The sequence below is a fragment of the Leucobacter sp. Psy1 genome, assembly GCF_020096995.1.
GTDB lineage: Bacteria > Actinomycetota > Actinomycetes > Actinomycetales > Microbacteriaceae > Leucobacter.
Map to the genome: position 1 here is coordinate 1,305,778 of NZ_CP083692.1, position 16,363 is coordinate 1,322,140.

Genomic DNA, 16,363 nt, shown 5'->3' on the forward strand with positions numbered 1-16,363 from the left:
GCCCTGTACCTTTCTCATGATGCTCCGCCTTCGAAGCATCACCTGCTCCGAGGGTACTCCTTCGGCAGACTCGGGCGCGAAATTTACACCTCGGCGAGTGACTCATCCAGTGCGTCGAGCAGGATCGGCAGCTCATCCGAGCTGAACGCGAGCGGGGGCCTGACCTTCAGCACGCTCTCGTCGCGGCCGATGCGCGAGATCAATACGTTGCGGCGCTTCATCGATTCAACGACCTGCTTGGCGAGTTCGGGTGCCGGGGCCCCGTCGATGGCGAAGTCGAGTCCGAGGAAGAGGCCGGCCCCCTTCGCGGAGCGCACGAAATCGTACTGCTCGGCGAACTCGCGGAAGCGGGAGCCGGCAGTCTCACCGAGCCCGCGAGCGCGGGTCATGAGCTGCTTCTCCTCCATCTCGAGGAGGACGGCTTCGCCGACCGCCGCCGAGACGGGGTTGCCCGCGAACGTGTTGAAGAACTCGTTGCGCGACCCGAACGCGTCGAGCACGGCTTCACTGGTCACGACGCCGGACATGGGGTGGCCGTTGCCCATGGGCTTGCCCATCGTGACGAGGTCCGGGCTCATGCCGGCGTACTCGTGGCCCCACATGTGGGTGCCGGTGCGGCCGAACCCGCTCTGCACCTCATCCGCGATGACGAGACCGCCCGCGCCGCGCACTCGGTCGACGATGCCCGCGATGAGCCCCTCGGGGAGCCGAGGCATTCCCTCGGTCGAGAAGAGCGGATCGAACAGACAGGCGGAGACCCCGAAACCGTGCTCCTGGAGCGAGTCGATGGCGGCATCGAGCTCGGCGAGGGTCGCGGCAAGTACTTCGGCCTCGGGTCGGTCGTCGCGATCGAGATCGGGGATCCTGAGCGTGCGCACGTGGGCGCCGAGCGGTTCGCGCGTCTTGAGGCCCGTCGTGAGTTCCGCGAGCGTGATCGTCGTGCCGTGGTAGCTGTAGTCGGAGACGATGACGCCGGTCGCGCCCGTGAGCTGCCGTGAGATGCGGAGCGCGAGCTCATTCGCTTCGGAACCGGAATTGCCGTAGAGCACCCGGTCGAGCTCGGGCGCGAACGTTGCGAGCAGCCGCTCGGAGTAGTCGACCACCCGCTCGTTGAGGTAGCGGGTGTGGATGTTCAGGGTGGCGGCCTGGGAGCACAGCGCACCGACCACCCGCTCATTGGCGTGGCCGACGTGCGGCACATTGTTGTAGCCGTCGAGATACCGCTCGCCGTTCGCCTCGGTCAGCCAGACGCCGTGCGCTGAGACGAACTGCAGCGGCTCGGTGTAGAACAGGGGGGAGTAGGGCCCGATAGTGGCGTTGCGGCGGGCGATGAGATCGGCGTTCGAGGTCATGAGCGGGCTCCTGCAGAGGGGGTAACGGACGGCGCAGCGTTGAGTTCGTGTGCCAACCGGACGATATGGGGGAGAACATCAGTGGCGAGCCACTCCGCGGTCGGCTCCCCGCGGCGGTCCGCCGCCCACCCGAGGTAGGTGAGACCGCGAGCGAGCAGGATCGCCGGGAACACCGCGTGGTCGGCGTCGTCCAGCGAGCGCACCGACGCGTACCCGGCGAAGAGCGCGTCCCGGTACTCGGTGAAGCGCGGATGCGGCACGTAGAAGTGCAGTGCAGTCGCGAGGTCGAAGAGGTGCCAGCCCGCGGCGAAGTCGTCGAAGTCGATGAGCACGAGTCCCGCCTCGGTGCGGAGCACGTTCTCCGGCGTCAGGTCGGAGTGGATCGGGCCGAACCGGTGCTCCGGTGTTCCGTAGTCGCCGAGCAGCGACCGGATGCGCGGGATCGCGTCGACCACGGCGGCCCGATCGTCTCCGGCGAGCTCATCGAGCCGCAAGGGATCGCCCCACGCCGGCTCGGCCCCCACGAGGCCGTCGAGGTCCCAGTCGTCCCGCGGCACCGCCATGCGGTACCCCGAGCGGGCCGTGGCCTCATGCACCTGGGCCGCGAGTCGGCCGAGCTCGGCGAAGTCCTCCGGGTCGATCATCGCCGACCCATCCACACCGGTGCGCTCGTCGCCGAAGTTTCCCGTATTGGCGAGGTGCCGCTGCACGTCGACCTGGTGCGCACCCTCGGGGTGCTGAGCACCCACCACGGCGAACCCGCGGCCGTCGTCGGCCAGCAGGAAGTCGGGAACAGCCACGCCCTCCGCCCGCAGCGCACGAACGAACGCGAGCTCGCAGTCGAGCTCCGCGTCGGAGTGGTACCCGCGCCGGTGCACACGCACGACATAGTCGTCGCCGCGCGCCGTGAACGCGTAGACCGCGTTCTCGCGCTGCTTGAGGAGTCGCAGTTCGACCTCCTCGGTGAAGCCGAAGCGCGGCAGCGCCTGGCGTGCGAGCGCGGCGCCAGCGCTCGGATCGGCGGTGACCATGGCGTTCCTCTCGAGGTCGTGCGTCGGTGCGCGGAGGGATATCGATGCACACGCTAACACGCGAATAGCAGTAAAACTAGACTCGTAGTCTAGAACCTGCATTCACCATCCGAGTGAGCCTCGCCCGGGTCGTAGACTGGGCCCGTGACCCCGCGAACCGACGACGCCGCACCCCCGACGCTCCGGCAGCGTCGACGCGACCGAACCCGCCAGGAGATCGCCGTCGCCGTCCTCGACGTCATCGCAGTGGGCGGCGACTCCGCCGCCACCATCGACCGTGTCGTCGCGGCCTCCGGCGTCGCCCGCGGCACCGTCTACGCGCACTTCCCCGGAGGCCGCGACGAACTGCTCCGCGCCGCCTACGCCGAACTCGGAGCTCGGGTCGTCGAGCGCACCCGCGCCGCCGTCGATGACGCAGGGAGCTGGACCGAGCGCATCGCCGCCCACGCCGCACCGCTCTTCGCGCTCGCCGCAGACACGCATCTCGGGCACTTCTACAATGTCTCGGGCCCCGCGATCGTGCACGGAGGCCCTGAGCGGGGGATCGGGTCGGGGGCGAGCGCCGGAATGATCTGCGAAACGCTGGAGGCCGCCCGAGAAGCGGGGGCGGTGCCCGCGGATACCGATGCCCACGTGGTCGCTGCGCTACTTGTCGGAGCGCTGCGCGAGGCAGCGATCGGCGTCGCGTCCGGTGCCCTGGACCCTGACCGGGCGGCGGCAGCCTTCGCCGCGCTCGTCTCGGGAATCGCTCGGGCGGCAGAGTCGCGCGATTAGCGGTAGTTCCGGGCGATCCTGTCGGCGGTGCGGTGAAGGTCGGCGACCACCGACGCCACGTCGTCTGGGGTGCTGAAGTGCACGACGGCGACGGCAGCCGGGGGCTCGCCAGCAATGGTCAGGGGCACGGCGATCGCCACGACCCCGTCGATGACCTCCCCTTCGGTGAGGGAGTACCCCGAGCGCTGCGCTGCGGCAGCGGCGGGGGTGGGGTCGGGGTCTCCGAACAGTCGCTCATGCGCGTCGGGCGTCAACCCCGACTCGATGGCGTGCCCGGGGGCGCCGCGGTCGATCGGGTGCCGTACGCCGGGGCTGCGCGAGATGGTCGCGGGCACGCTCGCCGGTTCTGCAGAGGCCAGCGTGATGACTTCGTCGGCGTCGAGCACGGTGATGAACGCGGTCATGCCGACGGTCTCGGCCAGCTCAGCGAGCGGATGCTGAGCTGCGGAGGTGAGCGACGGCGCCACTCCGCGGGCGAGGGCGGTGAGTTTCGGGCCGAGCCTGATGAGGCCCGCGTCATCGCGCACGACGAAGCGGTGCGCCTCGAGGGAGCGGAGCACCCGGTAGGCACTCGACCGGTGCACATCGAGCGCCCGGGCCAGCGCGGCGATGGAGAGCGGCCTCGGCGCCTCGGCGAGGATCTCGATGGCACGCAGCCCGCGGGAGAGGGTCTGGGCCCCAGCCCCGCCCGCGTCGCCAGTCGTGCCGGACTCGGAGGTGGTCGCCATCATGCTCGCCGTCTTTCCCGGGTTAGTGACGCGTCGCTGTGACTCGTTCGTTCGTACTTGTGAGATCGTGACGCACCGCATAGTCTGAGTGCGCGCTATTCGAATATAGAGTTCAAATAGTGAACATGCAACAAAGGAGATGCAGTGCAGTTTCACCACCACGGGTACGTGTCCACCGATCCGCGCGTCGAACCGGCTCGCGGGGTCGGGCTCGATCGGCCGGACGACCTGCCGGGTGAAGTCGATGTGCTCATCGTGGGTTCCGGCCCGGCGGGAATCGTCGCTGCAGCACAGCTCGCCCAATTTCCCGATGTCGTGACCCGCATCGTCGAGCGCCGCCCCGAGCGTCTCGCGATCGGTCAGGCGGACGGGATCCAGGCGCGCAGCGTCGAGACGTTCCAGGCGTTCGGATTCGCCCAGCAGATCATCCAGGAGGCGTACCAGATCACCGAGATGGCGTTCTGGAAGCCGAGTGCGGAAACGCCGCGCGACATCACCCGCACCGCGGTCGCCCCAGACGACCCTGCGGGGATCAGCGAGTTTCCGCACCTCATCGTGAACCAGGCCAGGGTGATCGACTACTTCGCCGAGTACGCGCAGCATTCGCCTGCGCGCGGAGCGGTGGACTACGGCTACGAGTTCGTCGGACTCGTCGTCGAGGACTCGGGCGACCGCCCCGTCGTCGTCACCCTGCGGCGCACCTCCGGGCCGGACTCGGGATCCGAGGTGACGGTGCGGGCGAAGTACGTGGTCGGAGCGGACGGAGCCCGCTCGGGCGTGCGTCGCGCCATCGGCGGTACGCTCGCCGGCGACCAGGCCTTCCACGCCTGGGGCGTGATGGACACGCTCGCGGTCACCGACTTCCCCGACATCCGGAAGAAGTGCGCGATCCAGTCTCACGACGGCGGCAACATTCTCCACATCCCGCGGGAGGGCAACCACCTCTTCCGGATGTACGTCGACCTCGGCGAGGTCGACGAGACCGATGGGGGTCGGGTGCGCGAGACGCCTCTCGAGGCGATCATCGAGCGGGCCCAGGCGATCCTGCACCCCTACACCCTGGACGTGAAGCACGTCGCCTGGCACAGCGTGTACGAGGTCGCCCACCGCCTCACCGACCGGTTCGACGACGCCGAGACCTCACCCGACGGCAAGCCGCGCGTATTCCTCCTCGGCGACGCGTGCCACACCCACAGTGCCAAAGCCGGGCAGGGGATGAACGTATCGATGCAGGACGGCTGGAACCTCGCATGGAAGCTCGGGTACGTGCTCGAGGGGCGCAGCGACGAGACGTTGCTGCGCACGTACTCCGACGAGCGTCAGGTCGTGGCGAAGAACCTCATCGACTTCGACCGGGAGTGGTCGACGATGATGGCGAAGCGGCCCGAGGAGTTCAGCTCTCCCTCGGAGCTCGAGGACTTCTATGTCGCAACCGCCGAGTTCCCCGCTGGCTTCATGACGGAGTACGCGCCGTCGATGATCACGGGTGATACCGCGCATCAGGAGCTCGCATCCGGGTTCCCGGTCGGGAAGCGGTTCAAGTCCGCGCCGACGGTGCGCGTCGCCGATGCCGTGCGGATCCACCTCGGTCACCACCACCGGGCGGACGGCCGGTACCGCGTTTACGCGTTCGCCGATGCCGGCGGAGCGGCACTGGAGCGGTGGGCGAAGTGGATGCACGAGGATCCCGCTTCGCCGGTGCGGCGCTGCACTCCTCAGGGTGCCAATCTCGACGCGATTGTCGACGTGAAGGCCGTCTACCCGCAGGACTACTCCGAGATCGACGTCACGCGAGTACCGCAGATCTTCCTGCCGAGAACCGGGCCCTTCGACCTCATCGACTACGAGAAGGTCTACGCGACCGAAGACGGGAACGACATCTTCGCCGAACGGGGTATCGGCCGCGACGGCGCGGTGGTCGTGGTGCGGCCCGATCAGTACGTGGCGGCGGTCCTGCCGCTCGATGCCCCCGAAGCCCTCGGCGAGCTCCTCGAGCGAGTGCTGCTCGCCCGCTGACGCGGCGTGTCGCCATGCCGGGAATCGCGGTACCGCGACGAGGGGCGTAAGCTTGTATGATGACCTCTTCTGAGCACGCACCGCACACTCCGGCTGGCGACACTGAACACACGACGCCGAACGAGCCCGCGCAGGCGGCTGAGACGGGCGAGCAGGCCGCATCGCAGGCCGAGGGCGAGCTCACCTTCTCCGACCTCGCCCTGAGCGCCGACGTGCTCAAGGGGCTCAAGGACGTCGGGTACGAGACGCCCTCCGCGATCCAGGCAGCGACGATCCCCGTTCTGCTCGAGGGGCGCGACGTCGTCGGCCTCGCGCAGACCGGCACCGGCAAGACGGCCGCGTTCGCGCTGCCCATCCTGTCGCGCCTGGACGTCTCCCAGAAGACGCCACCGCAGGCGCTCGTGCTCGCACCGACTCGTGAGCTCGCGCTGCAGGTCTGCGAGGCCTTCGAGAGCTACGCCGCCCGCATGAAGAACGTGCACGTGCTTCCCGTCTACGGCGGGCAGGGCTACGGAGTGCAGCTGTCGGCCCTGCGCCGTGGCGTGCACATCGTCGTCGGCACGCCCGGCCGCATCATGGACCACCTCGACAAGGGCACGCTCGACCTCTCCGAGCTGAAGTACCTCGTGCTTGATGAGGCCGACGAGATGCTGAAGATGGGCTTCGCTGAAGACGTCGAGACGATCCTCGCCGATACGCCCGACGACAAGCAGGTCGCGCTCTTCTCGGCCACCATGCCCGCGCAGATCCGCCGGATCTCGCAGCAGCACCTCAACAACCCCGAAGAGATCAAGATCGCGGGAAAGACGCAGACGAGCGCGAACACCACGCAGCGTTACGTGGTGGTCTCGTACACGCAGAAGCTCGACGCGCTCACCCGCATCCTCGAGATCGAGAACTTCGACGGTCTGATCGTCTTCACCCGGACGCGCAACGATACCGAGCAGGTCGCGGAGAAGCTGCGTGCTCGCGGCTACTCGGCCGCCGCCATCAACGGCGACGTTGCGCAGGCGCAGCGCGAGCGCACCGTCAATCAGCTGAAGTCGGGCAAGCTCGACATTCTCGTCGCAACCGATGTGGCTGCCCGCGGACTCGACGTGGAGCGCATCACCCACGTCATCAACTACGACCTGCCGATCGACACCGAGTCCTACGTGCACCGCATCGGCCGCACGGGCCGCGCAGGCCGGTCCGGTGACGCGATCAGCTTCGTCACCCCGCGTGAACGTCGCATGCTGAAGTCGATCGAGAAGGCGACGCGCCAGCCGCTGACGCAGATGCCGCTCCCCGGCATCGAAGAGGTCAATGCGACCCGCCTCTCGCGCTTCGACGACGCCATCACCGCGGCCCTCGCCGAGACGGAGCGCGTGGAGCGCTTCCGCGACATCATCGCGCACTACGTGCGGAACCACGATGTGCCCGAAGCCGACGTCGCCGCTGCGCTCGCGGTCGTGTCGCAGGGCGACACGCCGCTACTGCTCGACGAGAACGACGACAAGAAGTTCGCTCGGGACCGTGCCCAGGCCGCGCGCTTCCTGGAAGAGGGCGACGGCAAGCGAGACCGTCGCGACGATCGCGAGCGCGGTGAGCGTCGGAGCCGCCCGAGCGGGTCGCTGAGCACCTACCGCATCGAGGTCGGCAAGCGCCACCAGGTTGATCCCCGCCAGATCGTCGGCGCGCTCGCGAACGAGGGCGGCCTCAACCGCGACGACTTCGGCAAGATCACGATCCGACCCGACTTCTCGCTGGTCGAGCTGCCCGCGGACCTCTCCGACGACCTGCTCGCCCGTCTCGCCGACACCCGCGTGAGCGGCCAGGCGATCCAGATCAAGCGCGACAACGGACCGCGCCGCGGGCGCGATGACGACCGTGGCGGTTCGCGAGGCTACAGCCGCGACCGCGACGGCGGCCGGGATCGCGACGGCGGCGGTCGTGGACGCTTCGACCGCGACGACCGCGGAGACCGCGGCGGCAACCGTCAGGATCGACGCGGACGCGACTTCGGAGGGGACCGCCGTGGCGGTGGCTCCGATCGTGGCGGACGCTCGTGGGATCGCGATGACCGCGGCTCGGGTCGAGGCGGGTACTCCCGCGACGATCGTGACGGCCGGGGCGGTCGTGACGACCGTCGCGGTCGCGACGACCGCGGTCAGTCCGACGGTAAGCGCAAGCCGCGCTGGTAGTCCCCGCGGCGCCGGTTCGGCGAACGGCACCGGGAGTGGCAGACTGTTCTCCATCGTGAGAACCGGCACGACGGCGTGCCGGGCGATGTGAAGGAGTCGCCATGGCGCTGCACCCGCTGGATTCGCTGACCGCCGACGAACTGTCGGCCACCTCGTCCCTGCTCGCGCGCGAGCACGGGATCGACGGGGGTTGGCGCTACGCCTCGATCATTCTGCGCGAGCCGCCGAAAGCGGAGATGCGCGCCTGGCGAGCGGGCGACCCGGTCGTCCGCCGATCCCTATCGGTGCTCTGGGAGAAGCGGACGAACGAGGTCTTCGAAGCCGTCGTGAACCTCACCGAGGGCACCGTGGAATCGTGGACGGGGAAGCCGGGGGTCACCCCGAACTTCACCGTCGACGAGTACCACGAGTGCGACGAGGTACTGCGAGCGGAACCCGCGGTTCGTGCCGCGCTCGAGCAACGCGGAGTGAACGTCGACCTCGTGCTGTTCGACCTCTGGACCTATGGCAATGCCGTGATGCCGCCCCAGTGGCGGGACCGCCGTCTCGGCTGGGTGGACATCTGGGTGCGAGCGACCCCGAACGGGAACCCTTACGCGCACCCGCTCAGCGGGATGAAGATCATCGTCGACGTGAACACCATGGAGGTGCTCGAGATTGACGAGGGCCACGACCGAGGGTTCCCCGCCGTCGACGCCGAGTACACACCGGAACTGCGGAATGAGACGCCGCGGACCGACCTGAAGCCCCTCGAGATCACCCAGCCGGAGGGCGTCTCGTTCTCCCTCGACGGGTCGCTGCTGCGCTGGCAGGACTGGGAGTTCCGCATCGGCTTCAACTACCGCGAGGGCCCCGTGCTCCACCAGGTGCGATTCAAGGACGGCGACGAGTACCGCGACATCGCGTACCGGATGTCACTCGCCGAGATGATCGTCCCGTACCGCGACTCGAGCTTCGATCACTACCGCCGCACCGCATTCGACATCGGCGAGTGGGGACTCGGTTACATGTGCACCTCGCTCGAACTCGGCTGCGACTGCCTCGGCGAGATCACGTACCTCGACGGGGTGCTCCCGGACACGTCGGGTCAGCCGCGCGTCACGAAGAACGCCATCTGCCTGCACGAGGAGGACGACGCCGTGCTCTGGAAGCACGTCGATCCCGACGCCGGCACCGAGGTGCGGCGCATGCGGCGCTTCGTCGTCTCGGTGCACGCGACCGTAGCGAACTACGAGTATCTCGTCTACTGGCGCTTCTACCCCGACGGAAACATTGAGTGCGAGATCCGCGCGACGGGCATCATGGTCTCAACGCCGATGGAGGACGCATCGGCGACCCACCCGACCGGCACCGTCGTCGACCAGCGCACGTATGCGCCGTTCCACCAGCACTTCCTGGTCGCCCGCCTCGATCTCGACGTCGACGGCGATGACAACACTGTCGTCGAGTCCGATTCGATGGCCGCGCCGATCAGCGATGCGAACCCCTTTGGCCTCGACCTCCACACGCGCGGCACCGTCATCGCCTCAGAGTCGGAGGCCGGTCGCGTGTTCGACTGGGAGCGGCAGCGATCCTGGAAGGTGCAGAACCCGAACCGCCTGAACGCATGGGGCGCGCCGACGGCGTACAAGCTGGTGCCCTCGGCGTCGTTCCCGGCGATGCTCGACGAGTCCTCCCCGATCCTGCAGCGAAACCCGGTCATCGGGAAGACGCTCTGGGTGACGAAGCACCACGACGGCGAGCTCTGGCCGGCGGGCGACTACCCGACGCAGTCAGCCGATGATCTCGGCAACGGGATGAGCGCGTGGATCGCTGACGACGAGAATCTCGTCGACACCGACGTGGTCCTCTGGTACGTGTTCGGCATCCACCACATCACCCGCACCGAGGACTGGCCGATCATGCCCGTCGACAAGGTGGCGTTCACGCTGAAGCCGTTCGGGTTCTTCGACCGGAACCCGTCGCTCGACGCGCCGCGCTCGAAGCCGCACGGGGCTGCGGGAGACGCGTGCTGCGGCGGTGGCGAGGCCTGCGCCTGCGAGCACTAGGTCCGCGCGGCTCTGGCCCTGGCACGGGCCCTGGCCCTGGCCCTGGTCACCCCGTTGAGTGGAGGGTTTCGCATGCTATTCGGTGAGAATTCCATGCGTAACCCTCCACCGAACCCTCGACTGAACCGCGTGCTGGCCTGATCGGCCGATGTTGGACTACTCGCGCGGCAGCACGCGGTGCGCGAGCGCGCCCCCGACCGCGGTGGCGAGCCCGAACGTCGCGAACAGGAGCGCGGGCCCCCACGACCCGCCGCCCGACCACCCGAGCGATGCCTGCGCTGCAAGCGGGAGGAACCCGCCGACGACGGCAGCCAGGTTGTAGCCGAGACTCACTCCCGAGTAGCGGAGTTCGGTGGGGAAGAGGCCGGCGAGGGCCGATCCTGCCACGCCGTAGGCGAGGATCACCGCCGAGAGCCCCAGGCTCAGCGCCGCCACCGCGGCGAGCGGGTGCTGCGTGTCGACGAGCCAGAAGACCGGGAATGCGACGGCGGTGGTGGCGAGCCCACCCCACAGCGTCACGCGCCCCGGCCCGAAGCGGGTGGCGAGGCGGCCAGACCAGATCGTGACGAACGCCTGTACGACCGCCGCGATGAGCATGGCGTTCACCATGATCTGACGGTCGATGCCGCGCTCGTTGGCGCCGAAGTTCACGAGGAACGTGTTCATGAAATAGAAGCCGCCGACGCCCAGCATGGAGACCAGGATCGCGATCCCGAGCCGGCCAGGCGCGCGCCTGAAGAGTTCGATAAGGGGAACCCGCGGCCTCGTGCCCGCAGCGGCGATGCGGGAGAACTCGGGTGATTCCTCGATTTTCGCCCGCATGATGAGCGCGATGACGAGCATCGGGAGCGCCGCGATGAAGGGGAGTCGCCAGCCCCAGGCGTCGAAGGATTCCTCGGGGAGGAGGAGCACGAGGGTGAACGCTCCGCTCGAGAGCAGCGTGGCGATGGGGGAGGAGAGTTGCACGAGTGCCGCGAGCTTGCTGCGCTGTTCAGCGGGCGCGTGCTCGACCGCGATGGTCATCGCGCCGCTCCACTCGCCGCCCACGGCGACGCCCTGCACGAGCCGCAGCAGCACGAGGAACACCGGAGCCGCGACGCCGATCGCCGCGAAATCGGGGAGCAGCCCCATGCACACCGTCGCAGCGCCGATCAGGGTCACGCTGAGCAGCAGCGCCGGACGGCGGCCGATACGGTCACCGATCGATCCGAAGAGGATCGCGCCCAGCGGCCGCGCCACGAACCCCACACCGAACGTCGCGAAAGCGGCGAGTGACGCCGCCCGCGGGTCGAGCGTCGTGAAATAGAGCCGGTTGAACACGAGGGCCGCGGCAAGGCCGAACAAGTAGTAGTCATACCACTCCATCGCGGTCCCGGCGAGGGCCGCGTACGCGACGCGGCGCGCAGATTTCGCGGAATCGCGCGGATGCTCACGCTTCGCCGGGGTGCTCAGGGTCATCACTTGCCTTCCACGAGGCCGTCGGGGGAAAAGTGGGGGAACATGACAAATCTTATGCCGCCCGCGCGTGCGCGAGCGGATAGGCGCTCTCGGTGCGGTCACACCCGTCTGTCGATCTCTCGTGAGCCTCGGCTCGATGCCTACAGTGGTCCAGCCTCAAACAGTCTTCGTACGCTCATCCGTGAGAGCGTCGAGCACCATGCTGAGCACGCGAGGGTCAGAGACGTAGCGTGTCTCTCGGTGGTCCGCCGCGAATCCGAGGGCATCCTCGCGCGACCTGAACGCTGCGACGCCCACCGAAGACACGTACGTCGCTTCGATACCGTCCGAGGGCCCGCCATCACTCACGAGATAGACGATTTCCCCAGCTTTCGGGGCGAAGACATCATCGCCGTGGAGGGGCACCGACTGCCAGCGCAGCTCCATATGCGGGACGTCGCGATGGTCATCGATGTATGCGAGAGCGTTCGTCTCGGATGAGAAGACTCCGATGGCAGGTTCATCGAGGGTTTCGAGACCGACTTCGTACATCACGTGGACGTAGTTGAGGCTCCCGATCGTCGACGGACTCAAACGATGCAGCAGCGCCCGAAACTTCCCCACCGCCCCGGTGAAGCGGCCGCCATGCCGGTGCACCAGAGGCTCAACCTCACGCTTCACGGGATCGCTGGGCTGCGCGCGCTGCCCGGTATCGTCGGATGCTGTCGCCGACGCCGCTGCGCTCCGACTCTGGTGGGTCCCATACGACGACGAGAGCGGTCGCGAGCGGGCCGAGGAACAGGCCCGCCACGAACCAGATCAGCCGATTCCGATTCTTCTGCTGGGCGAGTCCTGCGGTGATCAGGGCGAGGCTGAACCAGAAGACGCCCATGGAGACGGTGCCGCTATCGAACACGACCCCACTGTACCCACGGCGCACTCGTGAACAAGGGTAGCGTGGAGTCATGACCGCACTCATCTCGTGGGAGACCTTCCAGCAAGTGGAGATCCGCGTCGGCACCGTTGTCGCGGCTGAGCCGAACGCGAAAGCCCGAGTTCCGGCCATCGTGCTCGACGTCGATCTCGGCGATCTCGGTGTGAAGCGATCGAGCGCCCAGATCACTGACCTGTACTCGCCTGACGAGCTCGTCGGGAGACAGGTGATCTGCGTCACGAACTTCCCGCCGAAGCGGGTGGCGGGGGTGAAGTCGGAGGTACTGGTCACGGGGGCACCGGACGACGAGGGACGCATCGTGCTGGCTTCCGTGGAATCTCCGGTGCCGAATGGATCACGCTTGGCCTGATGTCCGAGCCGGCTCCTGTCCATACCCGGCAAGGTCGCGGATGCTGGTTTCAACGCGCTCGAGTACATAGGGTGGAAACCCCGACCCTGGGGGATCACGAGACAGGGGAACCACATGAGTACATCGAACGTCGTGCTGTTGAGTTGGGACGAACCGAGCAAGGCCTACGAGGCATTCAGCAAGTTCAGGAATGCTGATTATCTTGGCATCACCGTGTCGGGTGCCGCGGTGGTGGAACGGACAGCGAGTGGTGAACTCCGCGTGACGGACGGCCAGGACAATGTCATCGGGCTTGCGACACTCGGGGGTGGCAGTCTGGGAGCGCTCATCGGAGTCCTTGGAGGTCCGCTGGGGGTGCTGTTGGGCTTCGCGAGCGGCGGACTCATCGGTTCGGCATTCGACCTGACCCGTGACTCTGCCTCCGAGGGCGTGATTGCTCAGATGAGTCAGGCGCTCCCTCCGGGCCACGCGGGTGTAATCGCTGAGCTCAGAGAAGACTCGCCGGCCGAACTCGATGAGTTCGCGAAGTCTTCCGGAGCCACGTTGCTCCGACGCGGGGAGGAGGATGTGCTCGATGAGCTCGCCGCCGCCGAGATTGCCGCGGATGCCGCCGCGCAGGCTGCTCACGAGCAGGTCCGTGCCGAGAAGCATGCCGAGCGCAGGGAGCATCGCCAGGAACGCATCGATCGTCTGAAGGCGAGATTCCAGCACAGCGACTAGGGGGAGTAGCGGGCTGGCTCGCTCGCGACGCTACTTCGCGCTACGGGAAGAGTTGCCCCTCGCAAGCGGCTGGGCCGGAACCCCGAAGGATTCCGGCCCAGCCGCTTGGCGCGTGATACGCGGGGGACGATCAGCTCGCGAAGCGGAACAGCTTCTTGTTCGCGAACTCTTCCATACCGCCGCGGCCGAGCTCGCGCCCGTAGCCGGAGCGCTTGACGCCGCCGAAGGGCACATCTGCGCCCTCGAGGCCCGCACCGTTGATGAAGACCATGCCGACGTCGAGCTGGTTGCCGATCTGCTCGGCGCGCTCGAGATCCTCGCAGATCACGATTGAGCCGAGACCGTAGGGCGTCGCATTGGCGAGCTTCACGGCCTCCTCGTCGCTGGAAACGCGGTAGAGCTGCGCGACGGGGCCGAAGAGCTCTTCGGTGTAGACGTCCATCGACGGCGTCACGCCCGAGATGACCGAGGGGGTGTAGAAGTTGCCCTCAGGCTCGTTGTTGCCGACGAGGATCTCGGCGCCCTGCTCGACTGCTCCGGCGACCTGCTGCGTGAGCGTCTCGGTGGCCTTCGAGGAGGAGAGCGGGCCGAAGTCGTCGTTGTCGGCGGAGAGGCCGCTCACCGCCTGCTTGAACTTCTCGACGAACTCGTCGAAGTACTGGTCCATGACGATGATGCGCTTCGAACCGTTGCAGGCCTGGCCCGAGTTCTCCATGCGGCCGGTGACGGCGTGCTGCACGGCCGAATCGATGTCGCTCGTGTCGAGCACGAGGAAGGGGTCGGACCCGCCGAGCTCGAGCACGCACTTCTTGAGGTGCTTGCCCGCCTGCTCGGCGACGATCGCGCCGGCGCGCTCCGACCCGGTGAGAGAGACGCCCTGCACGCGGTCATCGGCGATGATCGTGGAGATCTGGTCGTGCGAGGCGAAGACGTTGACGTAGGCGCCCTCGGGGAAGCCGGCGTCGCGGAAGATCTGCTCGATAGCGAGAGCCGATTCGGGGCACTGCTCGGCGTGCTTCAGCACGATGGTGTTGCCGAGGACCAGGTTCGGCGATGCGAAGCGGGCCACCTGGTAGTAGGGGAAGTTCCACGGCATGATGCCGAGGATCACGCCGATGCCCTGCTTGCGGATGAAGGTGCGGAGACCGTCGTCGACCTTCAGCTCTTCGTCGGCGAGCCACTCGGGAGCCATCTCACCGAACTTCGCGGTGATCTCACCGGCGAACTCGGCCTCGCCGATCGAGTCGGCGAGCGGCTTGCCCATCTCGCGCTGGATGATCTTGCCGAGCTCTTCCTTGCGCTCGATGAACAGCTCGCCAGCCTTCTTGGCGAGGGCGCACCGCTCTGCCAGAGTGGTCGTGCGCGACCACTCCTGGTAGGCCTTCTGGGCGGAGGCGATGGCCTCTTCGACCTGTGCATCGGTGGCGGTCGGGTACTCGGCGACGACCTCGCCCGTTGCCGGGTTGGTGACTGCGTAACTCGTCATGATGAGATTTCCTCCTGGAACTGCATCGGTGGTGATCACGTGTCAGTCTGACACATGCGACCCGGCGGCGTCAGGGAGCTGCACGGGTTCGGTATCGGGGATCGGAGTGGCGTTGCGGCCCTTCAGATCGGGGATGATCCGCATGCACGCTGCGGAGAGGATCACGGTCGCCAGGAGGAACAGGATCGACACGATGATCGCGCCCACGGGTCCGTACTGGTCGATGGCGACGCCGGCGATCGCCGAGCCGAGTGCGACGCCGACGAGCTGCCCCGTGCCGACCCAGCCGTACGACTCGGCGGTCTCCGAGAACTTCACCGTCGCACTGACGGTGGTGGAGAGGGCCGCGAACATCGGTGCCGTGCCGAGGCCGCCGAGGAAGAGGACGACGGAGAGCCACCAGGCCTCGAAGCTGAAGAGGCAGAGCGCGGTGCCGATCAGGACGACGAGTGAGCGGAGCAGCATCGACCATGGTCGCATCTGGCGGTGCCCGACGAGCAGGCCGCCGAGTAGCGAGCCGCCGGCGAAGACGGCGAGCACGACGCCGGCCTCAAGCGCGCCGTGGCCGAATACCGCGACGATCCCTGCCTCGAGCGCGGCGAAGGAAGCGACGAACAGGAAGCCGGCGATGGTCGCGATCACGACGGTGGGGTGGCGGAGCACGGCGCCGAAGCGACGGCGGGCCTGCGGGATCCTGACCCGGCCGACCGCCTTCGTTGCGATGAACCAGAGGCCGCCGAAGAGCATGAATGCCGCCGCGACCATGAGGCCCCACTCCGTGCCGAACTGGGACGACACGAACACCGCGACGACGGGACCGAAGACCCAGATGATCTCCTGCGCGGAGGCGTCGAGCGAGAAGAGGCCGGATAGCTGGTGTCCTGGCACCATCTTCGGGTAGATCGTGCGGACGGCGGGGGTGACCGGCGGAGTCGCGATGCCCATCGCGAACGCCATGCCCGCCACCACTGCGAGGGGCAGATGCACCCAGGCGATCGCGATGAGCAACGCCGAGCACGCGAGCGTCGTGATGGAGAGCACCGGCCGCATGCCGAACGCTCCCATAAGGCGCCCCATCAGTGGGCCGGCGATCGCCTGCCCGAAGCTCTGACAGGCCAGCACGATACCGGCGTACGTGTACAGTCCGTACGCCTGCTCGATGTGCAGCAGCAGGATGATCGAGAGCATCCCGAAGGGGAAGCGCGCCGTGAGCTGCGCGAAGAGGATGCCGAAGACCCCAGGGCTGCGACCGAGATCACGATAAATGCCCATCACAGCAGTATA

General features: G+C 67.7%; 14 protein-coding genes. 6 read left to right on the forward strand and 8 right to left on the reverse strand.

The genetic code is table 11. From position 1 onward, the window contains the following. Nucleotides 1-83: 83 nt before the first annotated feature. On the reverse strand, nt 84-1,352 hold the full coding sequence (locus K8P10_RS06160) for an aspartate aminotransferase family protein (protein WP_224780924.1): 1,269 nt from the start codon (nt 1,350-1,352) through the stop codon (nt 84-86). Continuing rightward, on the reverse strand, nt 1,349-2,383 hold the full coding sequence (locus K8P10_RS06165) for a phosphotransferase enzyme family protein (protein ID WP_224780925.1): 1,035 nt from the start codon (nt 2,381-2,383) through the stop codon (nt 1,349-1,351). The genes K8P10_RS06160 and K8P10_RS06165 overlap by 4 nt, the downstream gene beginning before the upstream one ends. Nucleotides 2,384-2,527: 144 nt before the next feature. On the opposite strand from K8P10_RS06165, the gene K8P10_RS06170 reads away from it, so the two are divergent. After that, nucleotides 2,528-3,157, forward strand: a complete 630-nt coding sequence (locus K8P10_RS06170; RefSeq protein WP_224780926.1) for a TetR/AcrR family transcriptional regulator — start codon at nt 2,528-2,530, stop codon at nt 3,155-3,157. Here the strand turns inward: K8P10_RS06170 and K8P10_RS06175 are convergent. After that, nucleotides 3,154-3,888, reverse strand: a complete 735-nt coding sequence (locus K8P10_RS06175; RefSeq protein WP_224780927.1) for an IclR family transcriptional regulator — start codon at nt 3,886-3,888, stop codon at nt 3,154-3,156. The two genes, K8P10_RS06170 and K8P10_RS06175, sit on opposite strands and share 4 nt — an antisense overlap. Nucleotides 3,889-4,029: 141 nt before the next feature. On the opposite strand from K8P10_RS06175, the gene K8P10_RS06180 reads away from it, so the two are divergent. From K8P10_RS06180 to K8P10_RS06190, 3 genes are all read left to right on the forward strand, one after another. Next, on the forward strand, nt 4,030-5,901 hold the full coding sequence (locus K8P10_RS06180) for an FAD-binding monooxygenase (RefSeq protein ID WP_224780928.1): 1,872 nt from the start codon (nt 4,030-4,032) through the stop codon (nt 5,899-5,901). Between the two features lie 59 nt (nt 5,902-5,960). Then, on the forward strand, nt 5,961-8,084 hold the full coding sequence (locus K8P10_RS06185) for a DEAD/DEAH box helicase (protein WP_224780929.1): 2,124 nt from the start codon (nt 5,961-5,963) through the stop codon (nt 8,082-8,084). Between the two features lie 101 nt (nt 8,085-8,185). Then, a complete protein-coding gene (locus K8P10_RS06190) occupies nt 8,186-10,132 on the forward strand; it encodes a primary-amine oxidase (protein WP_224780930.1) in 1,947 nt (648 codons plus the stop codon). 156 nt (nt 10,133-10,288) lie between these two features. On the opposite strand, the gene K8P10_RS06195 is transcribed toward K8P10_RS06190, so the two are convergent. The 3 genes from K8P10_RS06195 to K8P10_RS06205 form a co-directional block, all read right to left on the reverse strand. After that, nucleotides 10,289-11,590 carry an MFS transporter gene (locus K8P10_RS06195; protein ID WP_224780931.1) on the reverse strand — a complete coding sequence of 434 codons (1,302 nt, stop codon included), beginning with the start codon at nt 11,588-11,590 and terminating at the stop codon, nt 10,289-10,291. Nucleotides 11,591-11,746: 156 nt separating this feature from the next. Beyond that, on the reverse strand, nt 11,747-12,193 hold the full coding sequence (locus tag K8P10_RS06200) for a hypothetical protein (RefSeq protein WP_224780932.1): 447 nt from the start codon (nt 12,191-12,193) through the stop codon (nt 11,747-11,749). 46 nt (nt 12,194-12,239) lie between these two features. Continuing rightward, complete coding sequence (locus K8P10_RS06205) at nt 12,240-12,485, reverse strand: hypothetical protein (protein ID WP_224780933.1); 246 nt, start codon at nt 12,483-12,485, stop codon at nt 12,240-12,242. A 49-nt stretch (nt 12,486-12,534) separates the two neighbouring features. Here K8P10_RS06205 and K8P10_RS06210 point away from each other — a divergent pair, with 49 nt between their 5' ends. Continuing rightward, the gene (locus tag K8P10_RS06210; protein ID WP_224780934.1) at nt 12,535-12,873 is read left to right on the forward strand and encodes a tRNA-binding protein; all 339 of its coding nucleotides are present in this window, start codon (nt 12,535-12,537) and stop codon (nt 12,871-12,873) included. Nucleotides 12,874-12,987: 114 nt separating this feature from the next. Beyond that, on the forward strand, nt 12,988-13,593 hold the full coding sequence (locus K8P10_RS06215; protein ID WP_224780935.1) for a DUF1269 domain-containing protein: 606 nt from the start codon (nt 12,988-12,990) through the stop codon (nt 13,591-13,593). A 130-nt stretch (nt 13,594-13,723) separates the two neighbouring features. On the opposite strand, the gene K8P10_RS06220 is transcribed toward K8P10_RS06215, so the two are convergent. Next, a complete protein-coding gene (locus K8P10_RS06220; protein WP_224780936.1) occupies nt 13,724-15,079 on the reverse strand; it encodes an NAD-dependent succinate-semialdehyde dehydrogenase in 1,356 nt (451 codons plus the stop codon). A gap of 42 nt (nt 15,080-15,121) precedes the next feature. Then, on the reverse strand, nt 15,122-16,351 hold the full coding sequence (locus K8P10_RS06225; protein ID WP_224780937.1) for an MFS transporter: 1,230 nt from the start codon (nt 16,349-16,351) through the stop codon (nt 15,122-15,124). Between the last annotated feature and the right edge of the window lie 12 nt (nt 16,352-16,363).